This is a genomic window from Psychromicrobium ferritrahens (genome assembly GCF_043789415.1).
Classification (GTDB): domain Bacteria; phylum Actinomycetota; class Actinomycetes; order Actinomycetales; family Micrococcaceae; genus Renibacterium.
This window is the reverse complement of the sequence record NZ_JBDLLW010000001.1, coordinates 1114198-1132171: the sequence shown is the minus strand read 5'-3', so window position 1 is coordinate 1132171 and position 17974 is coordinate 1114198. Positions and strand designations below refer to the sequence as shown.

Below are 17974 nucleotides of genomic sequence, written 5' to 3'. Positions count from 1 at the left end.
TGGGGAGGGATAGCTTGCCCCACTGAATCACCGATTCGCTGGGACGGGGTGCGTGAGGCAGAGCCCGGCAGCGGGAACTAGAGCTCGCCGATGGCGATCTTGAGCATCCGGCGCAAGGGCTCGGCAGCGCCCCAGAGCAGCTGATCGCCAACCGTGAAGGCGCTGAGGTATTCCGGACCCATTTCCAGGGTACGAAGTCGTCCCACCGGAATGCTGAGCTGCCCCGAGGCGGCTACCGGAGTCAGTGTCGACATCGAGGCTTCCTTGGTATTGGGTACCACCGTGGCCCATTCATTGTCTGCGTCGATGAGCCGTTCGATCTCGGCGATCGGCAGTTCCTCTTTGAGCTTCATGGTCAGCGCCTGAGAATGCGCGCGCATGGCACCGATCCGGACGCACAATCCGTCCATGGTGACCCGCTCAGAGCCCGAAAAGCCGAGGATTTTATTCGTTTCGGCGCCGTTCTTCCATTCTTCCTTGGACTGTCCATTGCCCAGGTCGGCATCGATCCAGGGGATCAGCGAACCGCCCAGAGGGGCGCCGAACTGGCTGGCATCTACCTCGTGCTGCGCGGACAGTACGCTCCGGTCGATGTTCAGAATAGCCGAGGAGGGATCCGCCAGTTCGGTGGCGACCGCACCGTGGATCTCGCCGAACTGCGTGAGCAGTTCGCGCATATGCTTCGCCCCGCCGCCGGAGGCCGCCTGGTAAGTCATGGAAGTGGCCCATTCGACCAGGCCGTTGCGGAAGAGACCTCCCAGGCCCATCAGCATGCAGGAAACCGTGCAATTGCCACCGATGAAATCTTTGACGCCGGAGGCCAGGGCTTGATCGATCACTGCACGGTTCACCGGGTCCAGCACGATCACTGAATCGTCGTTCATCCGCAATGTTGAGGCGGCATCGATCCACAGCCCGTTCCAGCCGCGAGCCCTCAGCTGGGGGTGCACTTTTGAGGTGTAGTCCCCGCCCTGAGCGGTCACGATAATGGGGAGTTTCTCCAGAGAGTCCAGGTCATGAGCATCGGCCAGCAGACCCGGATCGCCCTCGGCGAATTGCGGGGCGGCGCCTCCGGCGTTCGAGGTGGAGAAGAAGACCGGGGAGATTTTCGAGAAATCACCTTCCTGCTGCATCCGTTGCAGCAGAACCGAACCGACCATGCCCCGCCAACCAACGAAGCCCACACTGTGCACGGAAGAACTCATTTCTCCATGGTACGGGGCGATGAAGCTCAGGAAAATTTCATGACTGGCCGCTTCGGTGGTTGCTTGAGCAGGGGATCTGGGGATCGGGGTGCGTCAGCGAGTCCACCAGGTGAAACGGTAATCTGCTCCGGACCGGGACGTGGACCAGCCCTCTAATGGTTCGGTTCTGCCCAGGACCCACTCTGGTCCGAGTTCAGGAGCATAGGTGTCGCCCTCCACCGCAAGGTCGATTATGGTGATCACCGCGAGATCAGCGAGGGGGAGCGCCTGCGCATAGACCTGCCCGCCACCCACGATCCAGATCTCTTCGCTTCCGGCGGCGCTGGAAGCGGCTCGCAGCGCCTCTTCCAGCGTGGCCACTGCTATCGCACCGCTGGCCTCCGACGTCCTAGACCACGCTGGATCCGAGGTCAGTACGATATTGGTCCGGTCCGGTAGCGGGCGGTACTTCGCCGGGAAAGAGAGCCAGGTGCGCCGCCCCATGATCACCGGATGACCGGAGGTCACCTCTCTGAAATGGGCCATATCCTCCGGCACATGCCAGGGCATCGTCCCCGCAGAACCGATCACGCCGCTCGGAGTCTGCGCCCAGATCAAGCCGATCGCCGGGTTCGCTTCGCTGCCCGGCGTCGTCCCTGTCCTTTCGCTCATACCGCGACAGTGGCCTTGATCGTGGGGTGGTGCTGGTAGTTGACGACCTCGAAGTCCTCGAAATTGTAATCGAAGATGGACTCCGGTTTCCGCGTGATCCGCAGCTGCGGGTAAGGGTAGGGTGCCCGGCTGAGCTGCTCTTCGACCTGTTCCAGGTGGTCATCGTAGATATGCACATCACCACCGGTCCAGACGAACTCCCCGGGTTCCAGCCCCACTTGCTGGGCGATCATCAGGGTTAGCAGCGCATAGGAGGCGATATTGAAGGGCACGCCGAGGAACATATCCGCGCTGCGCTGGTACAACTGGCAGGAGAGTTTTCCATCGGCTACGTAGAACTGGAAGAAGGTGTGGCACGGTGGCAGCGCCATCTTGGAGATCTCTGCGACGTTCCAGGCCGAGACCAGGTGCCGGCGTGAGTCCGGATTGCTCTTGAGACCCTCCATGAGCTGGGCGATCTGGTCGATGTGCTGCCCATCTGGGGTGGGCCAAGAGCGCCACTGCACGCCGTAGACCGGGCCGAGCTCGCCGTCTTCATCGGCCCATTCGTTCCAGATTCGAACGCCGTTCTCCTGCAACCAGCGGACATTCGAATCCCCGCGCAAGAACCAGAGCAGTTCCATCGCCACTGATTTGAAATGCACTCGCTTGGTGGTGATCAGCGGAAAGGAATCCGCCAGATCAAAGCGAATCTGCCGCCCGAAGACGCTGCGCGTGCCGGTGCCGGTGCGGTCGGATTTCGAAGTGCCATGAGCGAGCACTTCACGTAATAAATCCTCGTAGGGAGTCACCGGAGGTGCCTGATCCGCGGATGCTGCTGAGGGCAGAACTTCATTGGAGGCGGTGGAGATGCTCATAACCCCATCGTAGCGCGCGCCAACGACAGCGGAGCGGGCAGCATCAGTACCATGTTGCGGGTAGTTTCCTGGTCAGTCCTCAAAGGGCCTGAACTGCTCGACGGAAACCACGCGTTCTCCGGAGACCTGGCAGACCAGAATCTCACCGGCCGCCAAATAGGGATCCTCGGTTGGCAAGGTAGTCCTCAACCGGGAACTCATATGGCTGGCGAGCTGTTTGAAGGCCGAGGGCAGAATGGGACGATGAGTGCAGAGCACCACTGAACGTCCCTTATCGAAAAGTCCCTCAACTGTGCTCTGGGAGCGTCTCGGCTTCCGTTCGTGGCTCGCCTCGGTGAGTGACTCCGAAAGCTTGACCTTGGCCTTGGTGGCTTTGACGTAAGGGGAGACCGTTGCCAGGCAGCGCGCCCACGGGCTGCTCACCACCCGGTCCGGACGCCAGGCCATCAGCAGTCGTTTCACGGCTGCGGCCTGTCGCTGTCCGGTGGCGGCCAGCGGACGGTCTCCTTCGGCACGGGTCCAGGAAGAGCGCGGCTTGGCTTTGGCATGCCGCAGCACCAGCAGCGCCCAGGTGCGCAGTTCCTTGCGCCGATGGGCCTCGATCAGGGCGTCCAGAGGCTCGACGTCGGAGGGGTTGCTCAGCAACTCGCGCGCCTGTTCCGCGGTGCACCAGAGCACTTCATCCACTTCTTTGCCGTCTGGCCGGGGCTTTTGCTCCTCCAACTCGGCAGCCCAGTAGTACACCCGTTTCAGTCCCGAGGAAATGCGGTAGTCAAGGGTGGGCAGCGGAATCCCTAATGAAACCGTGACGCCGATTTCCTCACGGACTTCGCGCACCGCCGTTTCCGGAATGGTCTCACCCGGATCTTGTTTTCCTTTAGGCCAAGACCAGTCGTCGTAGCGAGGGCGGTGAATCAAAAGAACCCATAGCTGTTTCTTCCTGACCCGCCAGCACAGCGCGCCAGCGGCTAGCACCCTGGGAACCGGGGTCGGGGCGGCTGTGCTGGAGGCTTCGCGCTGCTCTGCCGAAACAGGGAGCTCCGTCATCACCGGTTAGAAGCCGATCGCTGGCGGGAACGGCTTGCCAAGAGCCAGGACTGGACGTCGGAGAGTTCTGAACCGTCCTCGGCGAGGTGATGACGAGTCCAGATGCCCTCATTATTCAGATGCCAGCTTGAGGTACCGCTATCCACATAGCGTTCCAGCAGGGAAACCACGGTGCTGATGTCCTCCTGATTCGACAACTGCACCAACGCTTCGACCCGGCGATCCAGATTGCGATGCATCATATCGGCGGAACCGATGTAGACCACGGGATCTCCACCATTGGCGAAGCTGAACACCCGGGAGTGCTCCAAGAATCTGCCCAGAATGGAGCGTACCGTGATGTTCTCGCTGAGTCCCGGCACCCCAGGGCGCAGCGAGCAGATGCCACGGACGATCACATCGACCTTCACCCCGGCCTGGGAAGCCCGGTACAGCGAATCGATGATGGCTTCGTCGACGATCGAGTTGACCTTGATCTGAACCCTGGCGGCCAGACCGGCCCTGGCGTTCGAGATCTCCCTCTCAATCCGGTCGATCAGCCCGGAGCGCACCGAACGCGGTGCCACCAGCAAGCGCTTGAAGGTTGACTTGGGAGCATAGCCGGAGAGCTGGTTGAACAGCCTGGTGAGATCCTCGCCGACCTTGTCATCAGCGGTGAGTAGTCCGAGATCCTCGTAGTACCGTGCGGTCCGCGGGTGGTAGTTCCCGGTGCCGATATGGCAGTAACGGCGCAGGCCGTCCTGCTCCTGCCTGACCACCAGAGAGAGCTTGCAGTGCGTTTTCAGGCCGACGATGCCGTAGACCACGTGCACTCCGGCCTGCTCCAGCTTGCGAGCCCAGGAGATGTTCGCCTGTTCGTCGAAGCGCGCCTTGATCTCCACCAGCGCGAGCACTTGCTTGCCCGCTTCGGCGGCATCCACCAGGGCATCCACGATGGGTGAGTCGCCTGAGGTGCGGTACAGCGTCTGCTTGATCGCCTGTACCTTCGGATCGGCCGCAGCCTGCTCCAGAAAGGCCTGCACCGAAGTCGAGAACGAGTCGTAAGGGTGGTGCAGCAAGATGTCCCGGCGCCGCATCGCGGCGAACACGTTGGCGGCCTTGGAGGTCTCCGACTCGTTCAAGAAGCGTGAGGTGTGCGGCACTCGTTTGGGATAATGCAGATCGGCCCGGTCGATATTGCCGATCACGCTCAGGCCGCGCAGGTCCAGCGGAGCCGGGACGGCGTAAACCTCCGACTCCTCAACGTCCAGTTCACGAACCAGTAACGCCCGGATATTCGGATTGATATCGGTGGTCACTTCGAGCCGCACCGGCGGTCCGAAACGACGGCGCAGCAGCTCCTTTTCGAGAGCTTGCAGGAGGTTCTCGGCGTCGTCCTCTTCGACTTCCAGATCCTCATTACGGGTGACTCGGAAGGTGTGGTGCTCCAGCACCTCCATACCCGGGAAGAGCTGGTCCAAGTGCTGAGCGATCACTTCTTCGAGTGGGATGAAGCGAGCGACTCGGCCGGGGACCGATCCAGCGCGCGGGCCGTCCACCGAGACCATGCGCGGCAACTGATCGGGAACTTTGACGCGAGCGAACAGTTCTTTATCGCTCACCGGGTTGCGCACCACGACGGCGAGATTGAGTGATAGTCCGGAGATGTAAGGGAAGGGGTGGGCAGGGTCCACGGCGAGCGGGGTCAGAATCGGGAAGACCTTCTCGGCGAACATCTTGCTCAATTGCGTTTTAGCTGTTTCGTCCAGTTCGTCCCAGCGCACCAGGTGAATGTGCTCATAAGCCAGTGCGGGGCGGATCTGATCGGCGAAAGTGTGAGCGTGCCGGGCTTGCAGGCGATGCGCCTCCTCGCTGATCTGCTCCAGCACTTCAATCGGGCTCAGACCGGCCGGTGAGGGCACCGCCAGGCCGGTGGCGATCCGGCGCTTCAGGCCGGCGACCCGGACCATGAAGAACTCGTCAAGGTTGGAGGCGAAGATGGAGAGAAAGTTCACCCGCTCCAGCAGATGAAGCTCCGGGTCCTCGGCCAATTCGAGAACACGAGCGTTGAAGGCCAGCCAGCTCAGTTCGCGGTCTAGGAACCGATCCGGGCTGATCTCGCCGTCCGGAATCAGATTCGGTGCGAACTCCGGGATGTCAATGCGATCCTGGGTGGCTCTGGCAGCCGGGACTTCGGAACTGGCGAAACGGTCGACCTTGCCCACCGTACCCGTTGATTCAGTCTGCATCTCTGAACTGCCTCCTTCTCCCGTAGCTCAGTTGCTCTGGATCAAGCCTACAAGTCGCGCGGGCACTATTTCACCGTTTTGCGGTGGCAGCTCCCCGGAAGGTGTACATCACATCGGTGTCCCATACCGTGAAACCCAATTTTCGGTAGAGCGAGACGGCCGCGGTATTGTCGGCGTCGACGTAGAGCATGATCGTCTCGAGACCCTTTTGGCGCAGATATTCGATGCCGGCCTGGGTTAGTGCCTTACCCAGGCCCAGGCCCTGGGCGCGCGGGGCGATGCCGACGGCGTAGACCTCACCCAGGTCACCTGGTTCGTTCGATTCATTGAGTTCGCTTCGCTGCGCTGAACCGCTGCCTTCGACGGCTCGGTGGATCTTGGTCCAGTGGAAGCCGGCAATCCGGTCTTGGGTGTCCACGGCGAGCAAGAAGCCGCTGGGGTCGAACCAATCCTCGGAGATCCTGGCCTGTAAATCCGCCATCGTCATATTCCCCTGTTCCGGATGGTGCTCAAAAGCAGCCGCGTTGACCTCCAGCCAGCCGGCTTCGTCCTGACCGGGCAGGAAGGAACGCAAACGGAGGCCTTCGGGAAGCGTGAGCTCCACCGCAGCTCCGCCCTGGGTTTTGGTTTCCAGCCGCATTTGCCACAGTTCACGGCTGACCGCGAAACGATAGCGATCAGCCAATTCGACGGCGGCCGGGTGATTGCCGTGCGACCAAGCCTGCAATTTATCGAATTCAAGCTGACCAAGAGCCTGTTCGATGAGGCCAACCAGCGAAATGCCCGCGCCTTGAGCGCGGTAAACCGGGTCAACCACGAGTTCCAGGAGGGAATGCTCCTGGTTCGGAATGACGACGGCGGCCCCCGCCAGTGCGACGTCGTTCGGGTTCAGTTCGCTGGTGCTGGAGTCGGGCTTGAAATCATTGGTTGAGAGCCGAGCGGCAAAAACTCGAGGGGTGATCGCATTGCTTCCTGTGACGGCATCGTTGGCAGTGGCAGTGGCAGTGGCAGTGGCAGTGGCAGTGGCAGTGGCAGTGCGTAGCTCGACCCAGCTCTGGTCGGAGAAAGGCGGATGCTGGTCTGCTTGCTCGGCGGTTTCGGCAAGGCGGCCGAGCCGAGAGAGTAGCTCCTGACTCAGCGGAAGTTCGACTAACTGCAAGGATTCCCAACCGCTTTCCGTCGATTCGCTCATGATCCAAGCGTATCCTTGTGGCTCCAAGACCCGGCACCCTTTCCCACTGAATCCAGCTTTCGATGGGGAGGGGTTAGCTTAGCCCACTCAAACCTCGTTTCAGTGGGCAGGGGCATTGGCAGGGCGGACCAAGTACAGGGAAGTGAGTCGGCAGGGTAGGGCGCCAGTAGTGAAGAGTGTTAGTGGGTCCATAGCACTTCCAGGTAGGGATAACCGATTTCAGCTTCCGCTCCGAACCGGGTAGAGTTATATCCCGGCCCAAGAGGGTCATAAGGGGGATGCACCAGTGGGGTGCCCACGATACGTTCGACCCGTATGTCCTCCACCAAAGCGAGGGGAACCCAATCCGCAGATTGGGTTCCCCTCGCTTTAACGTTCTCCCCGCTCTGCTGCCGCTCCGCCGAGGCTGCCGCTAACCCTCGAATTCGTTGCTAAGTCTCGAATTCGCTGGTAATACCCTACGAATCCGAGACTAAACCGCGAACTCGCACAGTGGTGCGGTTTTGTGGCAGTGGGTTTTATGCAATGAGTAGGTTTGTGCAGGGGTGCAAGCTGGCCCTAAAAGTCGCTGAGCTCCTCATTGGGCAGCCGGATCGGCGTTAGCCGGTACCCGACATTGCGCACCGTGCCGATCAGATTCTCGTGGTCCGAACCGAGCTTGGCGCGCAATCGTCGAACATGTACATCGACGGTGCGAGTGCCCCCGTAGTAGTCGTAGCCCCAGACCTCGTGCAGCAGCTGAGCGCGGGTGAAGACCCTTCCCGGGTGCTGCGCCAGGTACTTGAGCAACTCGAATTCCTTGTAGGTCAGGTTGAGCGCGTCACCATTGACCCGCGCCGTATAAGAGGTCTCATCGATCACTACGCCTGCGGCGCGGATCTCACTGACCACTTCGGTCTCCTCGTCCTGAGTGCGAGCCAATGAGAGTCTCAGTCGAGCCTCCACCTCGGCCGGACCAGCGGTGTTGAGCACGATGTCATCAGCCGCCCAATGCGCCGAAATGGCCGCCATGCCGCCCTCGGTGAGCACCAGGATGAGCGGTGCCCCGGCCCCGGTGGCGCGGAGCAGTTGGGTGAGCGAGCGTGCTCCGACGAGATCTTTGCGGGCGTCAAGAAGAATGATGTCTGCCGGGCCCGCATTCACCAGGGCTGAGGGCTCAGCCGGAAGAATATGCACTCGGTGGTTGAGCAACTCGAGGGCGGGCAGAATATCCACCGATGAATCGGCGCTATTGGTTAATATCAGAATGTGTGACATCAGTTCCTCCAAGGTGCTGAGGATGCACATCTTCGGGCGTCCACCGGAGCGAGTTACCGTTGTCAGCCTCAAACCGGTTGGATAGAAGTATAGCCGAAGGCGGATCTCTGCCCGATGGGCGGATGGCGCGGGGCACACTCAGCGACGGCTAATCGGGCTTTTCCTCCGCCGATGAGGCAGGATAAGTATGTGAAAAGTTGGAGCGTCGGGCTGACCGGGCTACTTGGCCTCGTGGCGATCCTGGCTGTCTCCTACGCGGATTCGGGCCTGGAAGTAGCGGTCGGTATCGTGATCGCCGCGCTGTTCGGGTTCGGCTGGCCGCATTATCTGGCTATCCCCGCTAGGAAGACCCTAGGGCTGGTGATCTCGATCGCGGGGGCGCTCTCCGCGATCGCCGCGAATTTCAGCAACGGGCCCAGTTACTTACTCTGGCTGGCCCCCATCATCGCTGTCGGGGTGGGAGCCATCTTCGCGGTTCAGCTGATCCGCGGCACCGGGCAGAGTCATCGTCTCGAATCAACCTTCGGCGGCGTCGTCGGGGTGCTCATCTCCGCCGTCGGTTCCGGCTGGATCGCGGCTCATCGCTTCACCGGCGACGGCGCGCTGACACTGATCACCGGAGCCAGCGCCGTCGTCGTACTGCTCCTGGGCATGATCCGCTGGCCGGATCGCATCATCGCCCCGCTCGGGCTCGTGCTGGGCGCTTTGGCGGGACCCTTGGTGGCCATCGCCTTCTCGGATTTGCATATCCTGCCCGCCGCGGTGATCGGCGTCGTGGTGGCCGCCATTCTGCTGAGCTTCCGTCGGCTGAACAGCATCGTCCCGGCGCTGCACAGCATCCCCGGCGGCATAGCAATGGGCTTGGCTCCGGTGCTCTCACTCGGCGGAGTGGTCTATTTCATCGATAAGATGCTGATCTTCTAGCACCCCTCAAGCCGCGATAGGATAAAACCATGTCGACACTCGGTCTGGAAATTTTCTTCATTGTCTTGCTGGTGGTTGCCGGCCTTTCAATGGCCTGGTTCGCTGGGCTCGTGGTCTGGCGGTTGTTCAAAGGCCAGAAGTAAACCGTGCCTATTGACATCCCTACCGACCTGACCCCTGAACTGGTGCCGCTGTCCTGGTTGATCGGCGAATGGGAGGGCCGGGGGCGGCTAGGCACCGGCGAATCCGATTCCGAGCATTTCTCTCAGCACGTCAGCTTCGTCTCCAACGGCCTGCCGTATTTGCAATACGTCGCGCAGAGCTGGCTGACGGATGAGGACGGGCAGAAGCTGCGTCCGCTCAGCATCGAACTGGGCTTCTGGGCGCTGGACCGCAAACTCGGCGACGCCGACGGCGGGCCCGGGCTGATCCCCGCCGATATCGTCCCGGCTTTGCGGGACGCCGACGCCGTCGAGGAACTTCGAAACGATACCGGTGGCTTCGATATCACCGCCACCATCGTGCACCCCGGAGGAATTTCCGAGCTCTACTACGGCACCATCAAAGGCCCGCAGATCCAGCTTTCCACGGATGCCGTGATGCGGGGCGCCGGGTCGAAGGACTACACCGCAGCAACCCGCATTTTCGGCCTGGTCAACGGTGATCTTTTCTGGCGCTGGGATGTGGCCGCCGAGGGGAATTCGTTGGAAGCCCACGCTTCAGCGATCCTCAAGAAACTGACTCCGGCTGAACCTTCGGAATAGCCGCGCTCCAGCCTCCGTTGGGATTGATATGACGCCGTTCCGCAGTTCCCTGTTATCCCGAGCCGGTGCCGTTGAAGCCAGCGGCTTGGACGCCGGAGTCGCTGCGCACTATGGCGACCCCTTCCGTGAGCAGCGGTCCTTGGCGGCTGGCGAGGCTTTTGTCGATCAGTCGCAGCGCGGTGTGGTGACGGTGAGCGGGCCGGATCGGCTGAGCTGGCTCACCACATTGTCTTCACAGGACGTCTCGCGTCTCAGCCCCGGAGATTCCGCTGAATTGCTGCTGCTCAGTGTGCAAGGGCGCATTGAATACGACGCGCACATCGCTGATGACGGCGAAATCGCCTGGCTGATCGTGGAGGCTCCCGAAGCGGCTTCGCTCGCCGAATGGCTCAATTCCATGAAGTTCATGTTGCGGGTCGACGTCAGCGACGTGAGCGCTGACTGGGGTGTTCTGGCGGCCGCCGTCCCCTTGCAGATCACCGAACCGCGAGCGCGCTGGCAGGATCCTTGGCCCGGAGTGGTGCCGGGAGGCTTCGCTTATTCGGACTCACAGGGCCATCCAGGCGCTGAGCGACCCTGGTTCGAGTATCTGGTGCCGATCACTGAGCTGGAAGCCATCAGCGCTGAACTCTCTACCGACGGGATGACCCTGGCGGGCAGCCTGGCCGCAGAAGCCCTCCGAATAGCTGCCTGGCGGCCGCGCTGGGGAGCGGAAACGGATGAGAAGACCATTCCGCATGAACTGGATTTGATCCGCACCGCGGTGCACCTCTCAAAGGGTTGTTATAAGGGTCAGGAGACAGTAGCTCGGGTGCACAATTTGGGGCACCCTCCGCGACGTCTGGTGTTTTTGCAGCTGGACGGCTCACAGCACACGCTGCCCGCCGCTGGTTCAGCCGTTTTGCTGGGGGAGCGCCAGATTGGCATCCTCACCTCGGTGGCCCAGCACTACGAGGCCGGGCCGATCGGCCTGGCCGTGGTGAAGCGGAACGTCGATCCTGAGGCTGATCTCACCGTGCAAGACGGTGACGAGGCCTATGTAGCGGCCCAGGAGATCATTGTGGCCACCGATGCAGGACAAGTGGTGGGTCGGCAGAGCGGCTTTCTCAAGCCCTCTCGTTCCTAAACCTCGCCGAGTGTGCAGATCTACACCTTTTGAGCCTGGTTTAAGGTGCAGATCTGCACACTCGGTGGCTAGTTTTTAGCCAAAGAGGATCGCGGCCTCGTCGTAACGACTCTGCGGAACTGTTTTCAGATTGCCTAGTGCCGCTTCAAAGGGGACGTGCACGATCTCGGTGCCGGAGAGCGCCACCATGGTTCCCCAGGTTCCCTCCACCACGGAGTCAATCGCTGCCATGCCCAGTCGAGTGGCGAGCACCCGATCATAGGCGGTGGGCACACCGCCGCGCTGGATGTGGCCCAGGATCGTCGCCCGGGTCTCGATGCCGGTGATCTCCTCGATCTGAGCGCACAGCTGTTCACCGATACCGCCGAGTCTGGGGCGACCGAAAGTGTCCAGCCCGCGCTCCGAATGCGGGGTTTCCAGATGTTCTGGAACAAAGCCTTCGGCCACCACGACGAGTGGAGCCCGACCCCGCTCGTGAGCGTCGCTGACCCATTCGGCGATCTGCTCGACGCTGACCTTCTGCTCTGGAATCAGAATGGCGTGCGCACCGGAGGCCATTCCGGCGTGCAGGGCGATCCAGCCGACGTGCCGGCCCATCACCTCGGCGATCATGCAGCGGTGATGGGATTCGCCGGTGGTGCGCAGCCTGTCAATGGCCTCGGTGGCGATCTCCACTGCGGTATCGAAGCCGAAGGTGTAGTCAGTGGCATCCAGATCGTTGTCCACCGTCTTGGGAACACCGACGATCTTCAGACCGACGTCGGTCAGCCGCTTGGCAGCAGCCAGCGTGCCTTCGCCGCCGATCGCGATGATCGCATCGATGCCGAGGCGATCCATATGAGCCTTGATGACTTCGGGGCCGCCGCCGTCGAAGGGGTTGGTCCGAGAGGTGCCCAGAATGGTGCCGCCCTGCTTGGAGATACCGCGCACGCTCTGCCGAGGCAGTTCTATGATGTCGCCCTCGACGACTCCACGCCAGCCATCTCGGAACCCGACGAACTCCTGACCGTGGATTTTGATGCCCTTCAGCACAGCGCCTCTAATAACGGCGTTGAGTCCGGGGCAATCGCCACCGCTGGTCAGGATTCCGATCTTCATGCAGGCTCAATCCTTGGAATAAATGTTGTTGGACGAGCGCCCCGTCGAGCTCTGAATAGATTCTAGACAATTCTGCAGCAGAATGTGACCTGAGCAACTTGATGACGGTCTGCAGGCCGGGACTGCTCAGACCTTTCGCTTACTGAGTAGCTGCTCCAGCACGATCGTGCCGCTCTGGTCCGGCACGATCAACCAGGCCGCCAGATAGCAGAAGAAGGCGGGGCCTGGCAGCAGGCAGAACACCAGATAACCGATCCGAACCCAGGCCACGTCGATCTTGAAACCCGCCGCAATACCGCCGAGCACCCCGCCGAACCAGCGCTCAGGGCCCCGGCGCCAGGGGATCTTCCGCATCGTCCGATAGAAACCGTTCATGCTTCCACCGTATCCGCTGATTCACGACGTTTCTTCCTGGCCCGGCCCAAGGCCGAAACAACGCCGCCGATCAGCAGGGCGATCCCGGCCAGTAGGAGGATGCCGATCACGACTGCTCGCGGGTCGAGCCGAACAGCTGTCAGCTGGGCCACCGAGAGCAGTACGCCGATCAGGATGAGCACCGACCCCCAGACCAGGGTGCCGATCCGGACAGCCGGTCTTTGCACTGGATTGCGATCGTTGATGTTCACTTATTCTCCTCGCGATAGCTGATGACGCTGAGCTTTCCCAGCCCGCTGACTTTGATAATGAGAGCCGGGCCGCTGGCCCCGGAATTCAGCTGATAAGCCTGGTTGCCGTACGCCATTTTGTGCTTATTAGCCTGAGTTCCGTCTGACGCGGCGTCCCATGACTCGACGTCGCCCGCCAGCATGTCGTTCTCGATCCGTACCGGCAGGCTCTTCGGAACCGAGATCTCCACCGAGCCTGCATTGATCAGCACCGGGACGGTCACGCTTTGCTGGGGCGCTCTGAGCTGCCGCACATCGATGAGGCCAGATCCTGCGGTGACGACAAAGCCCTGCTGAATCTCCGAGGCATCGTTCGCGGTCCAGCTGGCGGTGCGGGCGAAGGTCCAGGCGGCATTCGACGGAATGCTCGGCACCATCGCCATCACCGCGGCCACTAGTAAAGAACAGACAGCGAAGAAACCCAGTCCGCCGGAACGACGACCACGCAATGCGGCCACCACAATGCCGATTCCGCAGACCACCCCGGCAGCAGACCAGGCCACCACGGCGATCGGGCCATGGATGAATCCCAGGAGCTCTGCCAGGAAGAGGCCGCCGGCCAGCAGGATCGCCAGGCCGAGCGTGATGCAGAGGATGATCGGGCCGGCACCGGGGGAGCGCGGCACTCGCGGCTGCCGGGCAAAATCAGCCATCGAGAAGGGAGCCGTTGACAGCGGTTGCGTGGAGGGGGGCGAAACCGAAGAGGAGAAGGCAGGCTGTGCTTCGGTGACAGCTGATTCGCCGAGGCTCTGAGCAGCCGATGATTGAGTGAAGCTCTGATAGGGCTGGGTCGGCCCGGTAGCCGTGCTCCCGTTAGCCGCTTGCCCAGTGGTGGCCGTGGGTCGGTAGGGCGTGGGTCGGTAGGTGTCGGACTGCGATGAGCGGGGGCGCGAGGTCTTGCCACGGTTCACCGCCCAGATGATGACGCCGACTATGCCAGCTAACCAGATCAGCGGCCAGGGAAACCACCAACCGGAATCGAAGATGTTGAAGAAGATCAGGCCGCGCCAGAACGGCAGAATGCCGAGCAGCGCGAAGATCGTCGCCCCGGTCATTCCGCTGCTCCAGGTTCCCTTACCGACTTCCTGAACGTGGATCCGGCCATCCGGTTCCGGAAGCAGGGCCCAGGCGAGACCATAAGCGAGCAGTCCGATGCCGAAGAAGATCGAGGCCACCACGATGATGCCTCGGACGATGATCGGATCGATGCCCCAACGAGCGGCCACACCGCTGGCTACCCCGCCGATCCAGCGATCACTGCCTCGCACGATGCCCAGGCTGCGAAGCCAGCCGAAGAAGTTATTCGCCGCAGCGGCCGTTCCGCCCGGTGATGCGGTGCGGCTCGTGAAGCCAGAGGAATCAGCACCGGGGCCCGGTGAGGAGGATTCATCGGATTTATCGGGTTGCGGATAGGGATTGGTTGGTGTTTCGCTCATGCTTCAATCCTTCCGCCGATCCTGCCGACACACTATCGGGTGTTCCCCTGAATGAACCCTGATTCAACCCCTACTGAGCCGAATCGGGACCCTGAACGTGCTTGAATCGATGCATGAGTCCAAGACCTCCGCTGATTCGCAGCACCGATCGGGTGATTGCCGGTGTGTGCTCTGGGCTGGCGGAACACCTCGGCTGGCCGGTGTCGACCGTGCGGTTGGTGATGGCGCTTTCCAGTTTTCTCTTCGGCTCAGGCCTGTTGCTCTACTTCTGGCTCTGGGCTCTGGTCCCGGAGGCTTCGGCCACTCAGCGCACTGCCTCAGGGCCCGCTCAGCTATTGGACAGTGGCCGGGAACTCTGGCGCCGCCGTGGGGTCAAAGAAGCCATCATCGGCATCGTCCTAGTGCTTGCCGCTGTGTTCTTCCTGGCTCAGTCCCTCGGGGCGAATCTGCAACTGGGGGCGGTGGGCCCGTTCCTGGTGATCGGTGCGGGCGCGGTGCTGGTCTGGATGCAACTGGATGCCAGCAGGCGTGCCGCGCTGCTCAATTCGGTGCTTCCGGAACGGGATCAGCAGCGCAGTCCGCTGGGGATTTTCCGCTTGGTGGCCGGGCTGGTGCTGGTGGCCCTGGGCGTTATCGTCTTGGTGACCGGGGGAGGTGGCTGGGACCGGGTGCTGCCGGCGATCATTGCGGCCTTCGCCGTATTGGCGGGTGTCGGGCTGGTGCTCACGCCGTGGGCGCTGCGGCTCTGGCGTGATCTGCAAGAAGAACGTGCCGCCCGGGTCCGCGAGACCGAGCGGGCCGAGATTGCCGCTCACCTGCACGACTCGGTGCTGCAGACCCTCGCTCTGATCCAACGAAAAGCCGGTTCCGAACAGGAAGTGCTCACTCTAGCCCGGGCGCAGGAGAGAGAATTGCGCGACTGGATCTATCAGGATGCCAGCCGCAATCCTCAGAATCTCACGGCGCGTTTGAAGAGCACAGCAGCCGAGCTGGAAGCCACTCATGGAGTGGCGGTGGAACTCATTGCGGTGGGCGACGCCGTGATGGATTCGAGCGTTGAGGCTCTCGTGCAGGCGAGCAGAGAGGCAATTCTGAACTCGGTGCGCCACGCCGGAACAGCCGTTTCGGTGTACCTTGAGGCGACGGCCGAATTGGCTGAGGTCTTTGTGCGCGATCGAGGTCCCGGATTCGAGCTCAGCGCCGTCTCCGCGGATCGGCTCGGCGTGCGGGAATCCATTATCGGCAGGATGTCCCGGCACGGCGGCACCGCGAGTATTCGGTCCTCTGAGGAGGGCACCGAGGTGCACCTCAGCATGCCACTGCGTGCCGCTGAAATGCCCGGCGAAGGAAGGGAAAGTCAAGGATGACCAAGGTCGTGGTGGTCGACGACCACGCTATTTTCCGTTCAGGATTGCGCAGCGATCTGGAGTCCGACATCGTCGTACTGGCTGAAGCCGCCACCGTTGATCAGGCGATCGCAATGATCATGGAGCATCGGCCAGAGGTGGTGCTGCTCGATGTTCATCTCCCCGGCGGCCTGGGCGGTGGCGGGCGGGAGGTCATCGAGCGCTGCTCGGCGCTGCTCGCGGAGGTTCGATTTCTGGCACTGAGCGTTTCCGATGCCGCCGAAGACGTGGTCTCGGTGATTCGCGCAGGAGCTCGCGGCTACGTCACCAAGGCTAGCTCGGGGCAGGAGATCTCAGCAGCGGTGCGAGCCGTCGCTGAGGGGGACGCCGTCTTCTCGCCTCGCCTGGCGGGTTTCGTGCTGGATGCCTTCGGCACCGCGGGTGTCGCGGTCGACGACGAGCTGGACCGGTTATCCGCCCGGGAAGGCGAGGTGATGCGGCTGATCGCGCGCGGTTACAGCTATAAGGAGACGGCCAAACAGCTGTTCATCTCGGTGAAAACGGTAGAGACCCACGTCTCAGCTGTGCTGCGGAAGCTGCAGCTCTCCTCCCGGCACGAGCTGACCCGCTGGGCGGTCAATAAGAAGCTGATCTAGGCGGTCACTCTAGACGGTGACTGAACTGATTTACCCCAGGAACTCCTGCAGCCGCCGAACGCCCTCGGCCAGATCGTCGTCGCCGAGGGCGTAGGAAAGCCGCAAGTAACCACTGGGGCCGAAGGCTTCACCGGGAACCACCGCAACCTCGACTTTGTCCAGGATCAGCGAGGCCAGCTCCGCTGAACTCGCCAGCTGCAGCCGTTCCAGCACACCGGTGACATCGGCGTAGGCGTAGAAAGCACCGTGCGGAGTGGGGCAGTCCACTCCTTCAATCGCATTCAGCCCGGCAACGATGTTCCGACGACGCCGGTCGAAGGCCACCCCCATCTCACGAACCGCGTTCAGCGGGCCGGAGACAGCGGCCAGCGCGGCTCGCTGCGAGACATTCGAGACGTTGGAGGTGGCATGGGACTGCAAATTGGTGGCCGCCTTGATCACGTCTTGCGGGCCGACCATCCAGCCCACCCGCCAACCGGTCATCGCGTAGGTCTTCGCTACGCCATTGACCAGCACCACCCGATCTGCGAGTTCCGGGGCCGCCGCAGCGATCGAGGTGAAGGGCACGCCGTCGTAGGTCAGATGCTGATAGATCTCGTCGCTGACCACCCAGAGTCCTTTAGCTGCGGCCCACTGGCCGATCTCGCGGGTCTGCTCAGCTGAGTACACTGCTCCGGTCGGGTTCGAAGGGGAGACGAAGAGCAGGATCTTGGTGCGCGGGGTGATCGCGGCTTCAAGCTGTTCAAGGGTCACCAGGTAGCCTTGATCCGCGCCAGCGAAGACCTCCACTGGAATCCCTCCGGCGAGCCGGATGGCCTCCGGATAGGTGGTCCAGAACGGGGTGGGAACCAGCACTTCATCGCCCGGATCCAGCAGAGTCGCGAAGGTCTGGTAAACCGCTTGCTTGCCGCCATTGGTCACCAGCACCTGGGAGGCCTCAACCGAGTAGGCGCTGTCGCGTAGGGTCTGGGCGGCTATTGCCTCGCGCAGTTCAGGCAGCCCAGCTGCGGGGGAGTAACGGTGGTTCTTGGGATCCCGGGCGGCGGCAACCGCCGCTTCCACGATGTAATCGGGGGTGGGGAAGTCCGGTTCGCCCGCCCCGAAGCTGATCACCGGCCGACCGGCTGCCTTGAGCGCCTTAGCCTTGGCATCGACCGCTAAAGTCGCTGATTCAGCGATTGATCCGACGAGGTGCGAGATGCGGCTGGAGGTCATGACGAGTCCTTCGGTATCGGGGGATTCTATCGAGGAGCCAGTACAGCAGGGCGAGCCTCCTCACCCTTTACTTTAGGGGTTTCCCGGGGTGAGTTCGACGTTGTGCGATAGATTGCGTAGACTTGACTCCGGTGTTGAAATCACCATGATGGTTCGCGCCTTCATGGCCTCGCAAGAGCGGGGATCGAAGTCAACATCCCAACCTAGGGTAGTGGCGCAATTGGTAGCGCAGCGGTCTCCAAAACCGCAGGTTGCAGGTTCGAGTCCTGTCTGCCCTGCGCACGATCCACCAGTAAATCGACGAGTA

17 protein-coding genes and 1 tRNA gene are annotated in these 17974 nt (G+C 62.0%); 6 read left to right on the top strand and 12 right to left on the bottom strand.

From position 1 onward, the window contains the following. Positions 1 to 77: 77 nt before the first annotated feature. The 7 genes from asd to ABDK06_RS05205 form a co-directional block, all read right to left on the bottom strand. Entirely contained in the window at positions 78 to 1205 is a 1128-nt protein-coding gene (gene asd / locus ABDK06_RS05235; RefSeq protein ID WP_394939618.1) for an aspartate-semialdehyde dehydrogenase, read from the bottom strand. Between the two features lie 93 nt (positions 1206 to 1298). Then, positions 1299 to 1856, bottom strand: coding sequence for a dihydrofolate reductase (locus tag ABDK06_RS05230; protein ID WP_394939616.1), 558 nt, complete (start codon positions 1854 to 1856; stop codon positions 1299 to 1301). Beyond that, positions 1853 to 2713: a thymidylate synthase gene (locus ABDK06_RS05225; RefSeq protein WP_394939614.1), complete on the bottom strand. Its 861-nt coding sequence runs from the start codon at positions 2711 to 2713 to the stop codon at positions 1853 to 1855. The genes ABDK06_RS05230 and ABDK06_RS05225 overlap by 4 nt, the downstream gene beginning before the upstream one ends. Before the next feature lie 72 nt (positions 2714 to 2785). Then, positions 2786 to 3760 (bottom strand): NUDIX hydrolase, encoded by a 975-nt coding sequence (locus tag ABDK06_RS05220; protein WP_394939612.1) that lies wholly within the window; start codon positions 3758 to 3760, stop codon positions 2786 to 2788. Next, positions 3760 to 5988: an RNA degradosome polyphosphate kinase gene (locus ABDK06_RS05215; protein ID WP_394939610.1), complete on the bottom strand. Its 2229-nt coding sequence runs from the start codon at positions 5986 to 5988 to the stop codon at positions 3760 to 3762. The genes ABDK06_RS05220 and ABDK06_RS05215 overlap by 1 nt, the downstream gene beginning before the upstream one ends. 70 nt (positions 5989 to 6058) lie before the next feature. Beyond that, positions 6059 to 7180, bottom strand: a complete 1122-nt coding sequence (gene mshD / locus ABDK06_RS05210) for a mycothiol synthase (protein WP_394939608.1) — start codon at positions 7178 to 7180, stop codon at positions 6059 to 6061. Positions 7181 to 7738: 558 nt separating this feature from the next. After that, positions 7739 to 8437: a winged helix-turn-helix transcriptional regulator gene (locus tag ABDK06_RS05205; protein WP_394939606.1), complete on the bottom strand. Its 699-nt coding sequence runs from the start codon at positions 8435 to 8437 to the stop codon at positions 7739 to 7741. A 189-nt stretch (positions 8438 to 8626) separates the two neighbouring features. On the opposite strand from ABDK06_RS05205, the gene ABDK06_RS05200 reads away from it, so the two are divergent. The 3 genes from ABDK06_RS05200 to ygfZ all read left to right on the top strand — a co-directional run bounded on the left by ABDK06_RS05200 (position 8627) and on the right by ygfZ (position 11251). Continuing rightward, on the top strand, positions 8627 to 9361 hold the full coding sequence (locus ABDK06_RS05200; protein ID WP_394939604.1) for a permease: 735 nt from the start codon (positions 8627 to 8629) through the stop codon (positions 9359 to 9361). A 146-nt stretch (positions 9362 to 9507) separates the two neighbouring features. After that, positions 9508 to 10125 carry a heme-binding beta-barrel domain-containing protein gene (locus ABDK06_RS05195; RefSeq protein ID WP_394939602.1) on the top strand — a complete coding sequence of 206 codons (618 nt, stop codon included), beginning with the start codon at positions 9508 to 9510 and terminating at the stop codon, positions 10123 to 10125. A 28-nt stretch (positions 10126 to 10153) separates the two neighbouring features. Next, positions 10154 to 11251 carry a CAF17-like 4Fe-4S cluster assembly/insertion protein YgfZ gene (gene ygfZ / locus ABDK06_RS05190; RefSeq protein ID WP_394939600.1) on the top strand — a complete coding sequence of 366 codons (1098 nt, stop codon included), beginning with the start codon at positions 10154 to 10156 and terminating at the stop codon, positions 11249 to 11251. 75 nt (positions 11252 to 11326) lie between these two features. Here ygfZ and ABDK06_RS05185 read toward each other — a convergent pair whose 3' ends face one another. From ABDK06_RS05185 to ABDK06_RS05170, 4 genes are all read right to left on the bottom strand, one after another. Further along, positions 11327 to 12349: a 6-phosphofructokinase gene (locus tag ABDK06_RS05185; protein WP_394939598.1), complete on the bottom strand. Its 1023-nt coding sequence runs from the start codon at positions 12347 to 12349 to the stop codon at positions 11327 to 11329. A 126-nt stretch (positions 12350 to 12475) separates the two neighbouring features. Further along, on the bottom strand, positions 12476 to 12724 hold the full coding sequence (locus ABDK06_RS05180) for a PspC domain-containing protein (RefSeq protein ID WP_394939596.1): 249 nt from the start codon (positions 12722 to 12724) through the stop codon (positions 12476 to 12478). Further along, entirely contained in the window at positions 12721 to 12975 is a 255-nt protein-coding gene (locus ABDK06_RS05175) for a hypothetical protein (RefSeq protein ID WP_394939594.1), read from the bottom strand. Before ABDK06_RS05175 ends, ABDK06_RS05180 begins: the two co-directional genes overlap by 4 nt. Beyond that, the gene (locus ABDK06_RS05170) at positions 12972 to 14450 is read right to left on the bottom strand and encodes a PspC domain-containing protein (protein ID WP_394939592.1); all 1479 of its coding nucleotides are present in this window, start codon (positions 14448 to 14450) and stop codon (positions 12972 to 12974) included. Before ABDK06_RS05170 ends, ABDK06_RS05175 begins: the two co-directional genes overlap by 4 nt. Positions 14451 to 14563: 113 nt before the next feature. Here ABDK06_RS05170 and ABDK06_RS05165 point away from each other — a divergent pair, with 113 nt between their 5' ends. Next, complete coding sequence (locus ABDK06_RS05165) at positions 14564 to 15817, top strand: PspC domain-containing protein (RefSeq protein WP_394939590.1); 1254 nt, start codon at positions 14564 to 14566, stop codon at positions 15815 to 15817. Beyond that, positions 15814 to 16452: a response regulator gene (locus ABDK06_RS05160; RefSeq protein ID WP_394939588.1), complete on the top strand. Its 639-nt coding sequence runs from the start codon at positions 15814 to 15816 to the stop codon at positions 16450 to 16452. Before ABDK06_RS05165 ends, ABDK06_RS05160 begins: the two co-directional genes overlap by 4 nt. A 30-nt stretch (positions 16453 to 16482) precedes the next feature. Here ABDK06_RS05160 and ABDK06_RS05155 read toward each other — a convergent pair whose 3' ends face one another. After that, positions 16483 to 17667 (bottom strand): pyridoxal phosphate-dependent aminotransferase, encoded by a 1185-nt coding sequence (locus tag ABDK06_RS05155; RefSeq protein ID WP_394939586.1) that lies wholly within the window; start codon positions 17665 to 17667, stop codon positions 16483 to 16485. A 205-nt stretch (positions 17668 to 17872) separates the two neighbouring features. Here ABDK06_RS05155 and ABDK06_RS05150 point away from each other — a divergent pair. Continuing rightward, positions 17873 to 17945, top strand: a tRNA-Trp gene (locus tag ABDK06_RS05150). Positions 17946 to 17974 lie beyond the last annotated feature (29 nt).

Coding starts and splice junctions, on each gene's coding strand:
- asd (WP_394939618.1), bottom strand. CDS start 1,205: ATGAGTTCTTCCGTGCACAGTGTGGGCTTCGTTGGTTGGCGGGGCATG.
- ABDK06_RS05230 (WP_394939616.1), bottom strand. CDS start 1,856: ATGAGCGAAAGGACAGGGACGACGCCGGGCAGCGAAGCGAACCCGGCG.
- ABDK06_RS05225 (WP_394939614.1), bottom strand. CDS start 2,713: ATGAGCATCTCCACCGCCTCCAATGAAGTTCTGCCCTCAGCAGCATCC.
- ABDK06_RS05220 (WP_394939612.1), bottom strand. CDS start 3,760: ATGACGGAGCTCCCTGTTTCGGCAGAGCAGCGCGAAGCCTCCAGCACA.
- ABDK06_RS05215 (WP_394939610.1), bottom strand. CDS start 5,988: ATGCAGACTGAATCAACGGGTACGGTGGGCAAGGTCGACCGTTTCGCC.
- mshD (WP_394939608.1), bottom strand. CDS start 7,180: ATGAGCGAATCGACGGAAAGCGGTTGGGAATCCTTGCAGTTAGTCGAA.
- ABDK06_RS05205 (WP_394939606.1), bottom strand. CDS start 8,437: ATGTCACACATTCTGATATTAACCAATAGCGCCGATTCATCGGTGGAT.
- ygfZ (WP_394939600.1), top strand. CDS start 10,154: ATGACGCCGTTCCGCAGTTCCCTGTTATCCCGAGCCGGTGCCGTTGAA.
- ABDK06_RS05185 (WP_394939598.1), bottom strand. CDS start 12,349: ATGAAGATCGGAATCCTGACCAGCGGTGGCGATTGCCCCGGACTCAAC.
- ABDK06_RS05180 (WP_394939596.1), bottom strand. CDS start 12,724: ATGAACGGTTTCTATCGGACGATGCGGAAGATCCCCTGGCGCCGGGGC.
- ABDK06_RS05170 (WP_394939592.1), bottom strand. CDS start 14,450: ATGAGCGAAACACCAACCAATCCCTATCCGCAACCCGATAAATCCGAT.
- ABDK06_RS05165 (WP_394939590.1), top strand. CDS start 14,564: ATGAGTCCAAGACCTCCGCTGATTCGCAGCACCGATCGGGTGATTGCC.
- ABDK06_RS05160 (WP_394939588.1), top strand. CDS start 15,814: ATGACCAAGGTCGTGGTGGTCGACGACCACGCTATTTTCCGTTCAGGA.
- ABDK06_RS05155 (WP_394939586.1), bottom strand. CDS start 17,667: ATGACCTCCAGCCGCATCTCGCACCTCGTCGGATCAATCGCTGAATCA.